Source organism: Streptomyces sp. NPDC017202 (assembly GCF_044331705.1).
Taxonomy (GTDB): domain Bacteria; phylum Actinomycetota; class Actinomycetes; order Streptomycetales; family Streptomycetaceae; genus Streptomyces.
In genome coordinates, this window is sequence record NZ_JBIRNP010000002.1 from 666,129 (window position 1) to 683,141 (window position 17,013).

At 72.2% G+C, this 17,013-nt stretch carries 14 protein-coding genes and 1 pseudogene; 8 read left to right on the forward strand and 7 right to left on the reverse strand.

Translation table 11 applies throughout. The features are described 5' to 3' along the window. Positions 1 to 154 precede the first annotated feature (154 nt). Positions 155 to 646: an inorganic diphosphatase gene (locus tag ACH4N1_RS07260; RefSeq protein WP_007452023.1), complete on the reverse strand. Its 492-nt coding sequence runs from the start codon at positions 644 to 646 to the stop codon at positions 155 to 157. A 79-nt stretch (positions 647 to 725) separates the two neighbouring features. Between ACH4N1_RS07260 and dacB the strand changes: the two genes are divergently transcribed. From dacB to folE, 6 genes are all read left to right on the forward strand, one after another. Next, a complete protein-coding gene (gene dacB / locus ACH4N1_RS07265; protein WP_398095132.1) occupies positions 726 to 2,381 on the forward strand; it encodes a D-alanyl-D-alanine carboxypeptidase/D-alanyl-D-alanine-endopeptidase in 1,656 nt (551 codons plus the stop codon). A gap of 164 nt (positions 2,382 to 2,545) precedes the next feature. Further along, the gene (locus tag ACH4N1_RS07270; protein WP_398095133.1) at positions 2,546 to 3,667 is read left to right on the forward strand and encodes a zinc-dependent metalloprotease; all 1,122 of its coding nucleotides are present in this window, start codon (positions 2,546 to 2,548) and stop codon (positions 3,665 to 3,667) included. Positions 3,668 to 3,877: 210 nt separating this feature from the next. Continuing rightward, a complete protein-coding gene (gene tilS, locus ACH4N1_RS07275; protein WP_398095135.1) occupies positions 3,878 to 4,903 on the forward strand; it encodes a tRNA lysidine(34) synthetase TilS in 1,026 nt (341 codons plus the stop codon). Positions 4,904 to 4,954: 51 nt separating this feature from the next. Continuing rightward, a complete protein-coding gene (gene hpt / locus ACH4N1_RS07280) occupies positions 4,955 to 5,515 on the forward strand; it encodes a hypoxanthine phosphoribosyltransferase (RefSeq protein WP_363092831.1) in 561 nt (186 codons plus the stop codon). Positions 5,516 to 5,699: 184 nt separating this feature from the next. After that, positions 5,700 to 7,739: an ATP-dependent zinc metalloprotease FtsH gene (ftsH, locus tag ACH4N1_RS07285; protein ID WP_398095136.1), complete on the forward strand. Its 2,040-nt coding sequence runs from the start codon at positions 5,700 to 5,702 to the stop codon at positions 7,737 to 7,739. Between the two features lie 142 nt (positions 7,740 to 7,881). Further along, positions 7,882 to 8,487, forward strand: a complete 606-nt coding sequence (gene folE, locus ACH4N1_RS07290; RefSeq protein WP_363092829.1) for a GTP cyclohydrolase I FolE — start codon at positions 7,882 to 7,884, stop codon at positions 8,485 to 8,487. Between the two features lie 81 nt (positions 8,488 to 8,568). Here folE and ACH4N1_RS07295 read toward each other — a convergent pair whose 3' ends face one another. The 6 genes and pseudogenes from ACH4N1_RS07295 to ACH4N1_RS07320 all read right to left on the reverse strand — a co-directional run bounded on the left by ACH4N1_RS07295 (position 8,569) and on the right by ACH4N1_RS07320 (position 14,006). Further along, the gene (locus tag ACH4N1_RS07295; protein WP_398095138.1) at positions 8,569 to 9,054 is read right to left on the reverse strand and encodes a DUF3180 domain-containing protein; all 486 of its coding nucleotides are present in this window, start codon (positions 9,052 to 9,054) and stop codon (positions 8,569 to 8,571) included. Between the two features lie 92 nt (positions 9,055 to 9,146). Then, the gene (gene folK, locus ACH4N1_RS07300; protein ID WP_398095139.1) at positions 9,147 to 9,758 is read right to left on the reverse strand and encodes a 2-amino-4-hydroxy-6-hydroxymethyldihydropteridine diphosphokinase; all 612 of its coding nucleotides are present in this window, start codon (positions 9,756 to 9,758) and stop codon (positions 9,147 to 9,149) included. Beyond that, positions 9,755 to 10,114, reverse strand: a complete 360-nt coding sequence (folB, locus tag ACH4N1_RS07305; protein ID WP_398095140.1) for a dihydroneopterin aldolase — start codon at positions 10,112 to 10,114, stop codon at positions 9,755 to 9,757. Before folB ends, folK begins: the two co-directional genes overlap by 4 nt. A gap of 264 nt (positions 10,115 to 10,378) precedes the next feature. Continuing rightward, positions 10,379 to 10,918 (reverse strand): nuclear transport factor 2 family protein, encoded by a 540-nt coding sequence (locus tag ACH4N1_RS07310; protein WP_398095141.1) that lies wholly within the window; start codon positions 10,916 to 10,918, stop codon positions 10,379 to 10,381. Positions 10,919 to 11,178: 260 nt separating this feature from the next. Then, positions 11,179 to 12,045 (reverse strand): annotated as a pseudogene (gene folP, locus ACH4N1_RS07315) (dihydropteroate synthase); the annotation flags it as partial. A 134-nt stretch (positions 12,046 to 12,179) separates the two neighbouring features. Further along, a complete protein-coding gene (locus ACH4N1_RS07320) occupies positions 12,180 to 14,006 on the reverse strand; it encodes a phosphatidylglycerol lysyltransferase domain-containing protein (protein WP_398095143.1) in 1,827 nt (608 codons plus the stop codon). A gap of 229 nt (positions 14,007 to 14,235) precedes the next feature. Between ACH4N1_RS07320 and ACH4N1_RS07325 the strand changes: the two genes are divergently transcribed. Continuing rightward, a complete protein-coding gene (locus ACH4N1_RS07325; protein WP_398095145.1) occupies positions 14,236 to 15,360 on the forward strand; it encodes an alpha/beta hydrolase in 1,125 nt (374 codons plus the stop codon). 154 nt (positions 15,361 to 15,514) lie between these two features. Continuing rightward, positions 15,515 to 16,975 carry a hypothetical protein gene (locus ACH4N1_RS07330; RefSeq protein WP_398095146.1) on the forward strand — a complete coding sequence of 487 codons (1,461 nt, stop codon included), beginning with the start codon at positions 15,515 to 15,517 and terminating at the stop codon, positions 16,973 to 16,975. Positions 16,976 to 17,013 lie beyond the last annotated feature (38 nt).

Sequence of the window (17,013 nt, forward strand, 5' to 3'; positions counted from 1 at the left end):
GTAGGGGGGTTGCTTTCCGCGTACCTTCTTGTGCTTACCCCGGGGTGCGAGTGCGTTTGGCCGGGGAAGGGGGCGCCCCCCCCCCCCCCCCCCGCCCGGGGGGGGGCCCCCCCCCCGGGGGGGGCCCCCCCACGGCCCCTCGGGGCCGAGCGACTCAGTGACCGCCCTGGTCCTTGAAGCGCTTGTACGACCGCTCGATCTCGGCCTCGGCGTCGGTGCGGCCCACCCAGTCGGCGCCCTCGACGGACTTGCCGGGCTCCAGGTCCTTGTAGACCTCGAAGAAGTGCTGGATCTCCAGCCGGTCGAACTCCGACACGTGGTGGATGTCCCGCAGGTGCTCCACGCGCGGGTCGGTCGACGGGACGCAGAGCAGCTTGTCGTCGCCGCCGGCCTCGTCGGTCATGCGGAACATGCCGATCGCGCGGCAGCGGATGAGGCAACCCGGGAAGGTCGGCTCGTCCAGGATGACCAGCGCGTCCAGCGGGTCACCGTCCTCGCCGAGAGTGTTCTCGACGAAGCCGTAGTCGGTCGGGTAGGCGGTCGAGGTGAAGAGTCGACGGTCCAGGCGGATCCGACCGGTCTCGTGGTCCACCTCGTACTTGTTCCGCGAACCCTTCGGGATCTCGATCGTGACGTCGAACTCCACCGGTGGCTCCTCCATGATCAGCACATAGTTCTGGTGGTTAAGTGTCCCTCACGCAGGTGTGTGATCGCGAAAGGGGCTGGTGATCGTGCCCGAGCTGAGGCCTTGGCGGGCCGCGAGACCGCACGTGGTGCGGGTCGCGGACGCCGTACGACCACGTCTGGCGCGGGTCGCAGGGGTCGTACGGCCACGTCTCGCGCGCGCGGCGGCGGCCGCAGGGCCGCGGGTCGCACGGCTCAGGCAGGCGGCGAAACCGCAGCTCGCACTGATCACGAGGCCGAGGACCGGCCGGACCTGGCGGTACACCGCGGGTGCGACGACCGCCGGACTGGCCCTGGCCGTCGGCGTGGCGACCGCCGCCGGCCCCTGGGACTCCTCCGGTCAGCGTACGGCCGAGCGGGACCGGGCCGCCGCACTGGAGCGGGGGGGTGGCGCAGATCACGGCCGCGGGACCGAAGCGTCCGATACGTCCGGCACGGCGGCCGGGGCGCCGCGGCCCGCGCCCAGTGCCGCGTCCGTCCTGACCGGCCTCGGCGGCGCGACGACCGCCGTGAAGTCGGTCCCGGGCTCCGCCGCCCTCACCCGCGTCCTCGGCCCGCTCCTCGCCGACCCGGCCCTCGGCACCCGTCGTACGGCCGCCGTCGTCGACGTGACCACCGGCAAGCGGCTCTACGGCAGCGGAGCCGACGACGCGCTCACCCCGGCCTCCACCACGAAGATCGCCACCGCGGTCGCCGCACTCACCGCGCTGGGCGCCGACCACCGCCTCACCACCCGCACCGCCCTGGAACCCGGCACCGGGGAGGTCGTCCTCGTCGGTGGCGGCGATCCCACCCTCACCGCCCGCGAGACCCCCGAGGGCTGGGCCGACCTGCGTACCCTCGCCGCCTCCACGGCCACGGCCCTGAAGAAACGCGGCATCACCCGGGCGACGCTGTCGTACGACACCACCCTGTACGCCGGCACCGAAGTTCACCCGATCGGAGTCAACCCGAACCTGGCCCGGGTCACCGCCCTGACCGCCGACGAGGGCCGCGCGGACGGCTCGGCGAGCGGCCCGGCGACCCGCGTGCCCGACCCGGCGGCGGACGCGACGAGGAAGTTCGCGGACTTCCTGGGGGCGTACGGGATCAAGACATCCGCGCCCGGACCGTCGAAGGCCTCCGCGCGCGCGGAGACGCTGGCCACGGTCGCCTCGCCCCCGCTCGCCTCGCTCGTCGAGCGGATGCTGACCAACAGCGACAACGACATCGCCGAGGCGCTCGCCCGCCAGACCGCCCTCGCGACCGGCGTGCGCGCCGACTTCGCCGGCGCGGGCAAGGCGATCCGCACCCAGCTGGGACGGCTCGGACTACCGGTGGACGGCGTCGACTTCAAGGACGGCAGCGGCCTCGACCGGAACGACCGCCTGACCGCGAACCTCCTGACCGCGCTCCTCGTCAAGGCCGGCGACCCCGCCCGCCCCGACCTGCGCCCCGTCCTGACCGGTCTGCCCGTCGCCGGCTTCACCGGCACCCTCAGCACCCGCTACACGGACGGTGCGGCCGGGGCGGCCGGTGTCGTCCGCGCCAAGACCGGCACCCTGACCGGCGTCAACACCCTCGCCGGCACGGTCGTCGACCGCGACGGCCACCTCCTGGCCTTCGCCGTCCTCACCGCGAACACCACCGACCCGGCCGCGGCCCAGACGGCCCTGGACCGGGCCGTCACGGCCCTGGCGGCCTGCGGCTGCGGCTGAAGCCGGCCCGTCCGGCGTCCGGTCACGTGCCCGCCCCGCCCCGGACCGAGGGCCACGCCGACCCGGACGCCGCCCCCACCCCGACCCGGACGCCGACCCTGAGGCATCCCCCACTCCCGCCCCACGCCCTGACCGCAACGGCACCCCTCACGTACGGTTGACGCATGACGAGCATCGGTGGTGCCTCTTCCGGGATGGTCGACTGGAATCTCGCGGTCGCGACAGCGACCCGCCTCGTACGGCCGGGCCCGGAGGTGAGCCGCGACGAGGCCCGCGCCGTCGTCGCGGAACTGCGCCGGCACGCCAAGGTCTCGGAAGGACACGTCCGGGGCTTCACCCGTCTGGGAACCGAGGAGACGCACGACACCCCCGTCCTGGTCGTCGACCGTCCCGGCTGGATCCGGGCGAACGTGGCCGGCTTCCGGGAGCTCCTCAAGCCCCTCCTCGACAAGGTGGAGGGACGCCGCAGCGGCAGCGCGGTCCTCGGCGCGGTCGGCGGCAAGGTCACGGGCGTCGAACTCGGCATGCTGCTGTCGTTCCTGTCCTCCCGCGTCCTCGGCCAGTACGAGACCTTCGCCCCCGCCACCCGCGAGCTGCCCGCGGGCGCCAACGGTGGCGGGCGACTGCTCCTCGTCGCGCCGAACATCGTGCACGTCGAACGCGAACTCGACGTGAGTCCCCACGACTTCCGCCTCTGGGTGTGCCTGCACGAGGAGACGCACCGCACGCAGTTCTCCGCGGTGCCCTGGCTCCGCGACCACCTGGAGGGTGAGATCCAGTCGTTCCTGGCGGAGACGGACGTCGACCCCGCGACGTTCCTGGAGCGGATCAGGGAAGCGGCCCAGTCCCTCGTCGGCGGACGCCCCGAGGGCGAGGAGGACGACGGCGGCCGTTCCCTGGTCGAGCTGGTCCAGAGCCCCGCCCAGCGGGAGATCCTCGCCCGGCTCACCGCCGTGATGTCCCTGCTGGAGGGCCACGCCGACTTCGTCATGGACGGGGTGGGCCCGGACGTCGTGCCGACCGTCGCCGAGATCCGGGAGAAGTTCCAGCAGCGTCGCGCCAAGGGGGCCTCGCGGCTGGACATGGCCCTGCGCAAGCTGCTCGGCCTGGACGCCAAGCTCAGGCAGTACAAGGACGGCGAGCGTTTCGTGCGGGCCGTCGTCGACCAGGTCGGCATGGACGGCTTCAACCGTGTGTGGACCTCGCCGAACACCCTCCCCACCAAGGCCGAGATCGCGAAACCGGCGGACTGGGTCGCCCGGGTGCACCGCAAGGCGGACTCCTGAACCGCTGAGCCGGTGACGAGCACGACGGCGAACGGGAACCGAAAACCGGCCGACGGCAGGAGAATGCCTCCGCAATCACCCGTCCGAGGGACCGTGAGTCCCCATCAGGCGTGCAATGCTCGGGGAACGGCCCGGTTCTGTCACGATCTACCCACTCTGCGTGACCGACCTCGGGTTCAACCCCCGAAAATTTCATGAAGGGAACCGGACATGGGTCCCCATCCTGCGGTCGCGGCGATACGCCTGGCGGTCCGCCGCGTCCTCCACGACATCCTCACCGACCACCACAGCACCCCTGACGCCCCTGCGCACGAGCGTCCACCCTCGCCGCTCGTGCTCGTGGCCTGCTCCGGCGGCGCCGACTCCATGGCGCTCGCCTCGGCCCTCGCCTTCGAGGCCCCCAAGCTCGGCGTCCGCGCCGGCGGCGTCACCGTCGACCACGGCCTCCAGGCCGGCTCCGACCTGCGCGCCGACGAGGTCGTCCTGCGCCTGCGCGAACTCGGCCTCGACCCGGTGGAGGCCACCGCCGTCACCGTCGGCCGCGAAGGCGGCCCCGAGGCCGCCGCCCGTGACGCCCGCTACGCCGCCCTCGACGCCGCCGCCGACCGCCACGGCGCCGCCGCGATCCTCCTCGGCCACACCCGCGACGACCAGGCCGAGACCGTCCTCCTCGGTCTCGCCCGCGGCTCGGGCATCCGCTCCCTCTCCGGAATGGCCGCGGTCTCGGGGGCCGGCGGCCGCTACCGCCGGCCCTTCCTCGAACTCGACCGGCAGACCGCCCGCAAGGCCTGCATGGTCCAGTCCCTCCCCGTCTGGGACGACCCGCACAACGCCGACCCGGCCTACACCCGCTCCCGGCTCCGCCACGAGGGGCTGCCCGCCCTGGAGAAGGCCCTCGGCAAGGGCGTCGTCGAGGCCCTCGCCCGTACGGCCCAGCTCTCCCGCGACGACGCCGACGCCCTCGACGCCTGGGCCGGCCGGGCCGAGGCCGCCGTCCGCGACAGCGCCGGTCTGCTGGAGTGCGCCAAGCTCTACGCCCTGCCGCCCGCCGTCCGCCGCCGCATCCTGCGCCGCGCCGCCATCGAGGCGGGCGCCCCGGCCGGTTCGCTCTTCGCCCGGCACATCGAGGAGATCGACCGGCTGATCACCGGCTGGCGCGGCCAGGGAGCCATCAACCTCCCCGGCAAGGTCGTCGCCCAGCGGCAGGGTGGCAGACTGGTGATTCGGCAAGGCTGAATCCCGCCCCTCCACTCGGAGGGGCGGCGGCCGGTGGGACGACCGAAAGTGATGCGGGTGGACGCGAAAGACATGGGTGCCGACCTCAAGACGGTGCTCATCACCAAGGAAGAGATCGACGCCAAGCTGGCGGAGCTGGCGGCGAAGATCGACACGGAGTACGCGGGCAAGGACCTGCTCATCGTCGGCGTCCTCAAGGGGGCGGTGATGGTCATGGCCGACCTCGCGCGGGCGCTGTCCACCCCCGTCACCATGGACTGGATGGCCGTGTCGTCCTACGGCGCGGGCACCCAGTCCTCCGGCGTGGTGCGGATCCTCAAGGACCTCGACACCGACATCAAGGGCAAGCACGTCCTGATCGTCGAGGACATCATCGACTCCGGACTGACCCTGTCCTGGCTGCTGTCCAACCTCGGCTCGCGCGAGCCCGCCTCCCTCAAGGTGTGCACGCTGCTGCGCAAGCCGGAGGCGGCCAAGGTCGCGATCGACGTGGAGTGGGTCGGATTCGACATCCCCAACGAGTTCGTCGTGGGGTACGGCCTCGACTACGCCGAGAAGTACCGCAACCTGCCGTTCGTCGGTACGCTCGCGCCCCACGTCTACGGCGGCTGAGCCACAAGAGCGTCCTGTGCAGGACGATCGGGAACCCCAGCGGGTTCCGCGCCGTTGAAGCATGCAGACGGGTTCGCCAGGCTTCCCCGTGCGGCTTCGCGCGACGATGCTGGGGTACCGTCAGAAGAACTGTCTTATCAAACTCACTATGGCAGGAGGGACGGGGCGGCACCGCTCCGTATGGATGGACGTGAAGCGATACTTCCGTGGGCCGGTCATGTGGATCGTGCTGGCCGTCCTTGCCGTGGTCGTGTTGATGCAGGTCGTCGGCTCGTCCGGCGGCTACAAGACGGTGGACACCGGCCAGGTCGTTGCAGCGATCAACGACAACAAGGTCGAGTCGGCCAAGCTCACCACCGGTGACGAGCAGACCGTCAAGGTCACGCTCAAGGACGGCACAAAGGTCGAGGGCAGCTCGAAGATCCAGGCGAGCTACATCGGCGACCAGGGCGTGACCATCGCCAATACGCTGCAGACCAAGTACCAGGACAAGCAGATTCCGGACGGTTACACGGTCTCTCCGACGAAGCAGAACGCTTTCGTCGGGATTCTGCTGTCCCTGCTCCCCTTCGTCCTCATCGTCGTCGTCTTCCTGTTCCTGATGAATCAGATGCAGGGCGGCGGCTCCCGGGTCATGAACTTCGGCAAGTCCAAGGCGAAGCTCATCACCAAGGACACGCCGAAGACGACGTTCGCGGACGTCGCCGGTTCGGACGAGGCCGTCGAGGAGCTCCACGAGATCAAGGAGTTCCTCCAGGAACCGGCCAAGTTCCAGGCCGTCGGCGCCAAGATTCCCAAGGGCGTGCTCCTGTACGGGCCTCCCGGCACCGGCAAGACCCTGCTCGCGCGCGCCGTCGCCGGCGAGGCGGGCGTCCCCTTCTACTCGATCTCCGGTTCCGACTTCGTCGAGATGTTCGTCGGTGTCGGTGCCTCCCGGGTGCGTGACCTCTTCGAGCAGGCCAAGGCGAACGCCCCGGCGATCGTCTTCGTCGACGAGATCGACGCGGTCGGCCGCCATCGCGGCGCCGGCCTCGGCGGCGGTCACGACGAGCGCGAGCAGACGCTGAACCAGCTGCTCGTCGAGATGGACGGCTTCGACGTGAAGGGCGGCGTGATCCTCATCGCCGCCACGAACCGGCCCGACATCCTCGACCCGGCGCTGCTGCGCCCCGGCCGCTTCGACCGCCAGATCGCGGTCGACCGCCCGGACATGCAGGGCCGTCTGGAGATCCTCAAGGTCCACCAGAAGGGCAAGCCGGTCGCGCCCGACGTCGACCTGGCCGCCGTCGCCCGCCGCACCCCCGGCTTCACGGGTGCCGATCTCTCCAACGTGCTGAACGAGGCCGCGCTGCTCACGGCCCGCTCGGACAAGAAGCTGATCGACAACCAGATGCTGGACGAGGCGATCGACCGTGTGGTCGCGGGCCCGCAGAAGCGGACCCGGATCATGTCGGACAAGGAGAAGAAGATCACCGCGTACCACGAGGGCGGCCACGCCCTGGTCGCGGCGGCCTCCCCCAACTCCGACCCGGTGCACAAGATCACCATCCTGTCCCGCGGCCGTGCGCTCGGCTACACGATGGTGCTCCCGGACGAGGACAAGTACTCGACCACCCGGAACGAGATGCTCGACCAGCTCGCCTACATGCTGGGCGGTCGCGCCGCCGAGGAACTGGTCTTCCACGACCCCACCACCGGCGCCGCGAACGACATCGAGAAGGCCACTGCCACGGCCCGCGCGATGGTCACCCAGTACGGCATGACCGAGCGTCTCGGCGCCATCAAGTTCGGCGGCGACAACACCGAGCCGTTCCTCGGCCGTGAGATGGCCCACCAGCGCGACTACTCGGAAGAGGTCGCCGCGCTGGTCGACGAAGAGGTCAAGAAGCTCATCGAGAACGCGCACAACGAGGCCTGGGAGATCCTGGTCGAGAACCGCGACGTCCTCGACAACCTGGTGCTGCGGCTGCTGGAGAAGGAGACGCTGAACAAGGAGGAGATCGCCGAGATCTTCTCCGCCATCGTCAAGCGCCCGGCACGGCCCGCGTGGACCGGCTCCTCGCGGCGCACGCCGTCCACCCGTCCGCCGGTGCTCTCCCCCCGGGAGCTGGCACTGACCAACGGGGCCAACGGCGCGACGCCCGCGATCAGCACCGCCAAGTCCTCGGCGGTGGACCCCGCCTCGGTGGCCGAGCCGGCCCCCGAGGAGCGTCCGGAGAGCTGACGCTCCGGGTCCCGGTCCTCCCGCCAGGCCCGGAATGCATGCCGCGCCCCCCAGGTTCTAGCCTGGGGGGCGCGGCATTTCGGTTGTGGCCGCACCGTCACGCGTCCACCACACGCGACCCGTACAGGAACGAGGCACCAGGATGACCGACCCCGTGACGCTGGACGGCGAGGGCCCCGTCGGCGAGTTCGACGAGAAGCGGGCCGAGAACGCCGTACGCGAACTGCTCATCGCGGTCGGCGAGAACCCTGACCGGGAGGGGCTGCGGGAGACGCCCGGGCGAGTGGCCCGCGCCTACCGGGAGATCTTCGCAGGCCTGTGGCAGCAGCCCGAGGACGTGCTGACGACGACCTTCGACCTGGGCCACGACGAGATGGTGCTCGTGAAGGACATCGAGGTCTACAGCACCTGTGAGCATCATCTGGTGCCGTTCCGCGGTGTCGCCCACGTCGGGTACATCCCGGCCACCAGCGGGAAGATCACCGGTCTGTCGAAGCTGGCCCGTCTGGTGGACGTCTACGCCCGGCGCCCGCAGGTGCAGGAACGTCTCACCACGCAGATCGCGGACTCCCTGATGGACATCCTGGAGCCGCGCGGGGTCATCGTCGTCGTGGAGTGCGAGCACATGTGCATGTCCATGCGCGGGATCCGCAAGCCCGGTGCCAAGACCCTCACGTCGGCGGTCCGCGGACAGCTGCGGGACGCGGCGACGCGCAACGAGGCGATGAGCCTGATCATGGCGCGCTGAGACCGCTCACGACGGCCGCTGGGGCGGCCTGGGACGCGGCGGGGCGGGGTGAGGCGACCGGCGGCGCCTCCACGCCCGGCTTCACGCCGCCGAGGCCGCTCCCGAGTTGTCGTCGTCGTCCTCGGGGAGCTTGCAGACGCGCTCCAGGAAGATGGCCGCCGCTATGACACCGATCCCCGCCAGGACCGAGAACCCGGCGTAGATCGCCTGGTCGCGGCGGGCGGGGATGTCGAGGGACTCCAGCAGGAAGACGCCGGTACCGCCGTACATTCCGGCGACGAGGGCGGCGACCAGCGCGCTGGCCTGGCCGAAGACGACCGCGCGGGCCGCCATCAGGGGATCGACGCCCTTGGCCTCGGGGCGGCGCTCGCGCTGTGCCTTGAGACGGGCGCGGATCGAGAGCGCCGTGGCCAGCAGCACCACGGCGATCACGGCGAGGACGATGGGGGCGGCCAGCGGAACGCTCGGCAGGGTCCCGATCGAGTTCCAGAGGCGGGCTCCGGCCCACGACAGAACGCCCGCGACGACGAAGACGCCGGCCAGCGTCCTGATGCGCAGCTCTCTCACGGTGTCCCTTCGATTCCCCCGGGTTCCACGGCCCGCGGCTGTGGACGGTCGTCGTCCTGACCTTAACGACTACGTCGTCTCGACCTTAACGACTACTCGGGCAGTCGGAGTTCCAGGTCCTTGCGGGCGGCCACTCCCTCGCGGGTGACGGTGTCGAGCAGCTCGGCGACCGCGCCGCGTCCGGGCATCCGGGCGCCCGGCTCCACGTCGTGCCACGGGGCGAGCACGAAGGCGCGTTCGTGGGCGCGCGGGTGGGGCAGGGTCAGTGACGGGTCGTCGGAGACGACGTCGGCGTACGCGACGATGTCGACGTCCAGGGTGCGCGCGCCCCAGCGCTCGTCCCTGACCCGGTGGAAGGCCTCCTCGACCGCGTGCGCCCGCTCCAGGAGGGACGACGGGGGCAGCGTGGTCTTCAGGACGACGATCGCGTTGAAGTACGAGGGCTGGCTGCCCGGCTCCACGCCCCACGGCTCCGTCTCGTACACCGGGGAGACCGCCTTGACGCGCACGCCAGGGGTGTCCTCCAGAGCGTCGATGGCGCCCTGGAGGTTCTCCAGACGGTTGCCGAGATTGGAGCCGATGGAGATCACGGCCCGCTCGGGGTTGTGGAGCGTGGTGTCGGCGGCGTCGACCTGCTCGACGACGGAGGCGGGCACCGGCTGTACGGTCGGGTCACTCTGCCCCCCGGTGAAGAACGCGGTCATACTCGGCTCCGGGTGATGGTGACGGTCACGTCGTCGAAGGGGACCGTGATCGGCGCGTCCGGCTTGTGGACGCAGACCTCGACCTCCTGGACCTCTTCGTGCTTCAGACAGACCTGGGCGATGCGCTCGGCGAGCGTCTCGACGAGATCGACCGGCTCGCCCTGGACGACGGCCACGACCTCCTCCGCCACGATGCCGTAGTGCACGGTCTTCGTCAGGTCGTCGTCGGCCGCGGCCGGTCGGGTGTCCAGGCCCAGGGCGAGGTCCACGATGAAGGTCTGGCCCTCCTCGCGCTCCCGGGGGAACACACCGTGGTACCCGCGGGCCTTGAGGCCGCGCAGCGCGACACGATCCACGCGAATCACTCCTGCAATCGTCGGGAACGGCCGGTCCCTGCCGTGTGCGGACGGCACACCGGCCCCGGACGAATCTACCTGCGAGCACCGGCACGGCCGGGCCGCGGGGGCGCCGGCCGGGTCGGGACCGGGAGGATTCACCGGGCGTTTCCCCCCGGGGAACCCGGTGGCTCACGGGCCGGTGACCGTCCCCGCCCCGGCGTTCGTGATCCCCGCCACCTCCCGGCCCTGGTGGCTTACCCGGCGGTCTTGTCGTCCACTCCCTCAGGAGGGGGTCTCCTCCTCCGGGACCTCACCGTCCTCGGGGTTCTCAGGGTTCTCAGGGTTCTCGGGGTTCTCGGCCATGACCGGGGACGCGTGGTGCGACCAGAGCTTCCAGCCGTCGGGAGTGCGGCGGAACACGTTCGTGGCGACCACCAGCTGGCCGACGAGAGGCCCCAGCTCCTCGCCGGCCTCCGGGGCGGGACCGCCGCTGAGGATGTTCTCGGTGCAGGTCACCAGGGCCGTGTCGCCGGTGACGGACACATGCACGTCGGTGAGGAAGAACTGGATGTAGTCGGTGTTCGCCATGATCAGCGCGTACGACCGCAGCACCTCGCCGCGCCCGGTGAGCACCGGCCATCCCGGATGCACGCAGGAGACCACGCCCACGTCCGCCGGGTCGTGGAACTCCTCGTCGACGCCCAGGTCGGCGGGGGAGAGCCAGAGGGAGGACACCGCCTCGAAGTCGCCCCGTTCGAGCGCCTCGTAGAAGGAGGTGTTGGCGGCCTCGACCTGCTCGACGTCCATGTGGGGGGCGCTCACCGGGCTCCTTCTGCGCCGTGCGGGCGATGCGGGGTGTGCGGGGTGTGCTGGGGGCGCGTGTCCTGCGGGGCGGGCGCGTCGGGTGTCCCGTGCGCCCCGTCCGCTCCGACCGCGCCGGGTGTCTGCGTCGTGGGTGCGTGCGTGGCGGAGGCGTGTGTCGTGGAGGCGTGCGTCGTGGATGTCTGTGTGGCGGGTGCGTGCGTGGCGGGTGCGGCCGTGGCGGAAGGCGTCCGGGCCGGCGCGGCCGCGCCCGGCGCGTGACTGTCCTCGCGTGCTCCTTCCACGGCGCGCGCGACGCGCACCGCGTCCGCCGTCGCGCGCACCTCGTGCACGCGCACCGCCCACGCGCCGGCCTGCGCCGCGAGTGCGGAGACGGCGGCCGTGGCGGCGTCCCGCTCGCGCGCGGGCGGGGGCGCACCCTCCGGCCCCGCCAGCACCCGGCCGAGGAACCGCTTGCGGGAGGCGGCGACGAGCAGGGGGTGGCCCAGACCGTGCAGCCGGTCGAGGCGGGCGAGCAGGGAGAGGTCGTGGCCGGCCTCCTTGGAGAAGCCGAGCCCCGGGTCGACGACCACCCGGTCGGGGGCGATGCCGCCCGCCAGGACGGCGTCCACGCGCTCGCGCAGTTCCTCGACGACTTCGCGCACGACGTCGTCGTAGACGCCCTTGACGTTGCCGCCCTCGAGGAAGCCGCGCCAGTGCATGACGACGAAGGGGGCGCCGGCGTCGGCGACTACCGGGATCATCTCGGGGTCGGCGAGGCCGCCGCTGACGTCGTTGACGAGGGCGGCGCCCGCGGCGAGGGCCCGGGCGGCGACGGAGGCGCGCATGGTGTCGACGGAGACGACGACGCCCTCGGAGGCGAGGCCGCGGACGACGGGGACGACACGCCGGAGTTCCTCGGCCTCGTCGACGCGGGTGGCGCCCGGACGAGTGGACTCGCCGCCCACATCGACCAGGTCGGCCCCCTCGGCGACCAGCGCGAGTCCGTGTTTGACGGCGGCCGTCGTGTCGAACCAGCGGCCGCCGTCGGAGAAGGAGTCGGGGGTCACGTTGACGACCCCCATGACCGCGCAGCGGTCCCAGTCCGGAAGGCCGGCGACGCGCCCTCGTCCGCTCTGCTTGCTCATACGTTCAGCGTAGGCCCAGCGGGGGACCACCATGCCGGGTGGCCCGGGCGGCAGCCCCCGGGCTGAGGGGGTGGGGCTGCCGCCCGGGCCGGTCTCGACGGGTCGCGGTCCGCTCCCTCCCGCGGGAGGTCCGCCTATGCCGCCCGTACGTCCCTGTCGGCCACCGTGCGCTCGGCCACCCTGTGGGCACACGCGCGTGCCGCGGACGTACGGCCGCGCAGGAAGCGCGGCAGGGGCAGGGCGAGGTTGACGAAGCCCTCCGCCTGCATGGCGGCGAAGCCGATGCGGGGCAGGTCGGCGGAGGCGCGGTAGACGACGAACCGGGGTTCCCAGCGGGGCTGGAACTTGGCGTTGAACTTGTACAGCGACTCGATCTGGAACCAGCGGGAGAGGAAGACCAGCAGTCCGCGCCAGGCGCGCAGCACCGGGCCGGCGCCGATCTTCTCGCCCCGGGCCAGTGCCGAGCGGAACATCGCGAAGTTGAGCGACACGCGCGCGATGTCGAACTTGGGGGCGGCCTGGAGGGCGGCGACGATCAGGAGTTCGTTCATGCCCGGGTCGGCCGAGCGGTCGCGCCGCATCAGGTCCAGGGAGGCACCGTCCGGGCCCCAGGGCACGAAGTGCAGGATCGCCTTGAGGTCGCCGTAGGGGCCCGGTTCGACGTCTGCCTTGTGGGCGGTGGCGATCAGGCAGTCCCCGTCGGTGGGATCGCCGATGCGGCCGAGTGCCATGGAGAAGCCGCGCTCGGTGTCGGTGCCGCGCCAGTCCTCGGCGGCGCGCCGGATCCGCTCCAGTTCGCCTTCGCCGAGGTCACGGACACGTCGGACCCGGGTCTCGTAACCGGCGCGTTCGATGCGCTTGACCATCTGGCGCACGTTGCGCATCGCGCGGCCGGCCAGCGAGAAATCCGCGACGTCCACCACCGCCTCGTCGCCCAGTTCCAGGGCGTCCAGTCCGGTCTCGCGGGTCCACACCTCGCCGCCGGTCTCCGAGCAACCCATGACGGCGGGCGTCCAGGAGTGGGCCCTGGCCTCGTCCATGAAGCGTTCGATGGCGCCGGGCCAGGCCTCCACGTCGCCGATGGGGTCGCCGCTGGCGAGCATCACGCCGGAGACGACGCGGTAGGTCACGGCCGCCTTGCCGCTGGGGGAGAAGACGACGGCCTTGTCGCGGCGCAGCGCGAAGTGGCCGAGCGAGTCCCGGCGGCCGTGCTTGGCCAGCAGGGCGCGCAGCCGGACCTCGTCCTCCTCGGTGAGGCGCGCGGCCGGGTGCTCCGGGCGGAAGGCGAGGTAGACGGTGGTGATGGCGGTGAGCAGGCCGAGGGCACCGAGGGAGAAGGCGACCGTCCAGGAGGTGTTGCCCTGGTAGTCGACCGGGCCCTCGAAGCCGAAGAGGCCGTACAGGACGTGGGTGAGGCGGTCGGCGAGGCTCGGGTCGCCGACCATGCGCCGCGGATGGGCGTTGACGATGACGAGGCCCAGACCGAGGGAACCGGCGCCCATGAGGACGAAGTTGGCCAGCGCGCGCCAGCGGCTGCGCGGGTCGGGCAGGGCCGCGAACTGGTCGCGGTGGCGCAGGAGCGGCACCAGGAGGGCCACGGAGATCAGCGCGCCGACGAGCGAGTGGCGGTAGGTGAACTGGGCGACGGCGCCCGCCGGGAGGAGGGCGACCGCCGCGCGCCACGCCCGCCGCTTGCTGCGCTTGAGGCCGTGCGCGAGGAGCAGCAGCAGGACGCCGGCGCTCAGCGACAGCGCCGCGGCGAACGGGCCGAGCGCGCCGGGCAGCACCTCGGCCATGGTGTGCATACGGCTGTGGCGGAACCGCGGGAAGACCCCGGCGGCGACGTCCAGCAGACCCACCAGGGCGCAGGCCCGGCCGACGAGGGCGGGCACGGCCTCGGGGCGCGGCCCCTTGATCAGCTGCCGCACCCGGCTTGATCGATTCGGAACCCCGAACGACATTTCCCCATCTTCCCTGACAGACATCGCATCCCGTAGTTCCGCGAGAGACTTTGAAATCCGGTGCCGATCGGGCATCCGGCGACATTGCGCCCTCTAGGACGGTGTCTCGGGGGGAGAGGTTCACTCATCTCTTCAAAGCCGCCGGAAAGGCCAGGGAAAGTCCGGGACAAACCCTCGCGGGGAGCGGGGGTCACGGGAACCCGGACGGAGAGCGCAGGCAGGAACACCGATGGGTCTCACGAGCACAACCGTGCTGCTGCTGGCGGCCCTGTCCGCCGTACTGCTGTTCGTCGGCACCGTGTGGCAGTGGCCGCGGCTGGCCGGGCGGGGCTGGCGGGCCGTCGGCGCGCGCGTCGTCCTGCTGCTGGCCACCCAGCTGGCCCTCTTCGCGTCCGTGGGGCTCGCCGCGAACCAGGCCTTCGGGTTCTACGCCAGCTGGGCGGACCTGTTCGGCCAGGAGACCGAGCAGGGCGTCGTCGTCGACCACGCGGGCGGTGGGCCGCTGCGGGTGGTCGACACCCGGCGCGTGGAAGGTGGCGGCGGGCGGCCGGAGTTCGGCGGCCGGATCCAGAAGGTCATCGTCGACGGCCGTACGACGCGCATCGCCTCACCCGCCTTCGTGTACCTGCCGCCGGAGTACTTCGCCCCGGGGCACAGCACGCGCACGTTCCCGGCGGCCGTCGTCCTCACGGGCTACCCGGGCACGGCGGAGGCCCTCGTGGACAAGCTGGACTACCCGCGCACCGCGCGCGGGCTCGCCGAGGGCGGCCGCATGCAGCCGATGATCCTGGTGATGATGCGGCCGACGGTGGCGCCGCCGCGGGACACGGAGTGCGTGGACGTCCCCGGGGGGCCGCAGACCGAGTCGTTCTTCGCCAAGGACCTGCCCGCCGCCGTCGCGGCCCACTACCGGGTGAACAGAGGGCCCGGCAGCTGGGGGATCATCGGGGACTCCACGGGCGGCTACTGCGCGCTGAAGCTGGCGATGCACCACCCCGAGGTCTACGGGGCGGGCGCGGGCCTGTCGGCGTACTACAGGGCGCCGAGCGACCCGACGACCGGTGACCTCTTCCACGGTGACGCGACGCGGCGCGACGAGGCCGATCTGCGGTGGTTCCTGAAACACCGGCCCGCGCCCGACACCTCGCTGCTCGTCACCAGCAGCAAGGTCGGAGAATCCAACTACAAGGCCACGCTGAAGTTCATCGAACTGGTGAAGGCCACGCACCGGACGAGGATCTCGTCGATCATCCTCGAAAGCGGCGGGCACAACTTCAACACCTGGCGGCGCGAGATCCCGCCGACCCTGGAGTGGATCAGCGGGCGGCTGGGCGGGGGGCCGAGCGGCCGGTGACGTCGGCGGACCGCCCGGTCGACCAGAAATGATCTTGATTCCCGGAGAATTCGACGACCGACCGGTTTCCTGATGTCCCGTGAAGACTTCGCTATGGCTGTGTTTTTACGGGGCGGGGCGCCAACATTCGCCTACGCGCGGTAAGTTTCTGGCCATGCCACGTGGACGTCACCGCCATTCCCCACCTTTGCACCGGCTGCTGCCTCCTTCGGCGATCGCAGGCGTCTCCCTCGTCTGCGCCCTGGGTCCCTGGGTGTTCACGGAGCCACTGGTGCTCCGAGGTCTGGCCGCCGCCGCGGCGGCGACGGCGGTCGCGAGCGCGTTCGTCATGCGCCGCTGGGACATCCAGGCCGGCAAGCAGGTGGCCGACCTCACGCGCGCGCGTGCCGGCGACGAGTGGCGCCACGAGGAGCGGGTCGCCGAACTGGAGAGCGACCTCGAGGAGTCGCGCGAGCTGCGCGTCAAGCTGGAGCAGCGGCTGCGGGCCAAGCGCGCCGAACTGGCCGGTCTGCGCAACGAGCACGCGTCCCTGCTGCGCCGTTACGCCACCGCGGAGACCGAGCGGGCGAGCGCCCTGGAGGGCCGCCGCCTGCTCGAGATAGAGGGCTCCGTCCCGTCGCTGGCGCTGCCGCCCGCGCGGGCCGCGCAGGACGACACCGCGGAGACGCGCGAGGACGCCGTCGAGACGCGCGAGGCGGCCGAGGGCGACGACGCCACGGAGGCCGTGGAGGCCACGGAGTCCGAGGCGGCCGGGACCGCGAGCACGGACGCCGACTCCGTCGAGGACGAGCCGCGGAACCCCGCGGTCTTCTCCCCGTCCGGGTCCCAGCTGTTCCTGCGGGCACAGGCGGCGTTGGACCGCTTCGGCGCCGACGGACCGGAGCCGGTGAAGAGCGCGGCGGCCGGCGACGAGCCCGCCGGTGCCGAGCCCGTCCGGGCCACCGCCTCCGCCGAGTCCGGCGGCGACGCGGAGGCCGCGCGGGAGGACGAGGTCGAGGGGAAGCCCGAGGCGGTCGACGAGCACGCGCGCGCGACCGCCGCCCACCCGACCGCCGAGGCGAACGGCACTCCGCGGGGGACGGAGGCCACCCCGCGGGAGGCCACCTCGCGGGAGACCGCCCCGCAGGAGCCCACCGCGCAGGAGCCCGCCGCGCGGACCAGGACCGAGGACGTCCCGCCCACCGGGGCGACGGAGGCGACCGAGGCGGCCGAAGCCCCGGAAGCCGCCCCCGTGAGGGCCCCCTCCGCCGGCACCGGCGCGCTCGTCCCGCGCCCCGCCGCCCCCGCGCAGCGTCCCTCCGGCCACTTCACGGTGCCGACCGCCGTCGCCGTCGTACCGGCCGCGGAGCCGGCACGGCGTCCCACGGCCGAGGGCGGTTTCGACTTCTTCGGTACGCAGAAGGAGCCGGCGTCCGCCGCGCTGGAGGCCGTGCAGAACGAGGACCTCGCCGACGTCGTCGGCCAGGAGGCGCTCGCACTGCACAAGGCCGAGGCGGAGGCGGAGTTCAAGCCGGCCGACGAGCACGCGCGCGCCGTCGGCCAGGTCATCGACCTCACCGAGCACGACGAGACCGAGCAGATCGACGTCCAGGGACTGCGCAGCGCCGCCTCCTGAACGCCCGGCGATCCTCGGGGCGCGGCCCGACGGCTGAC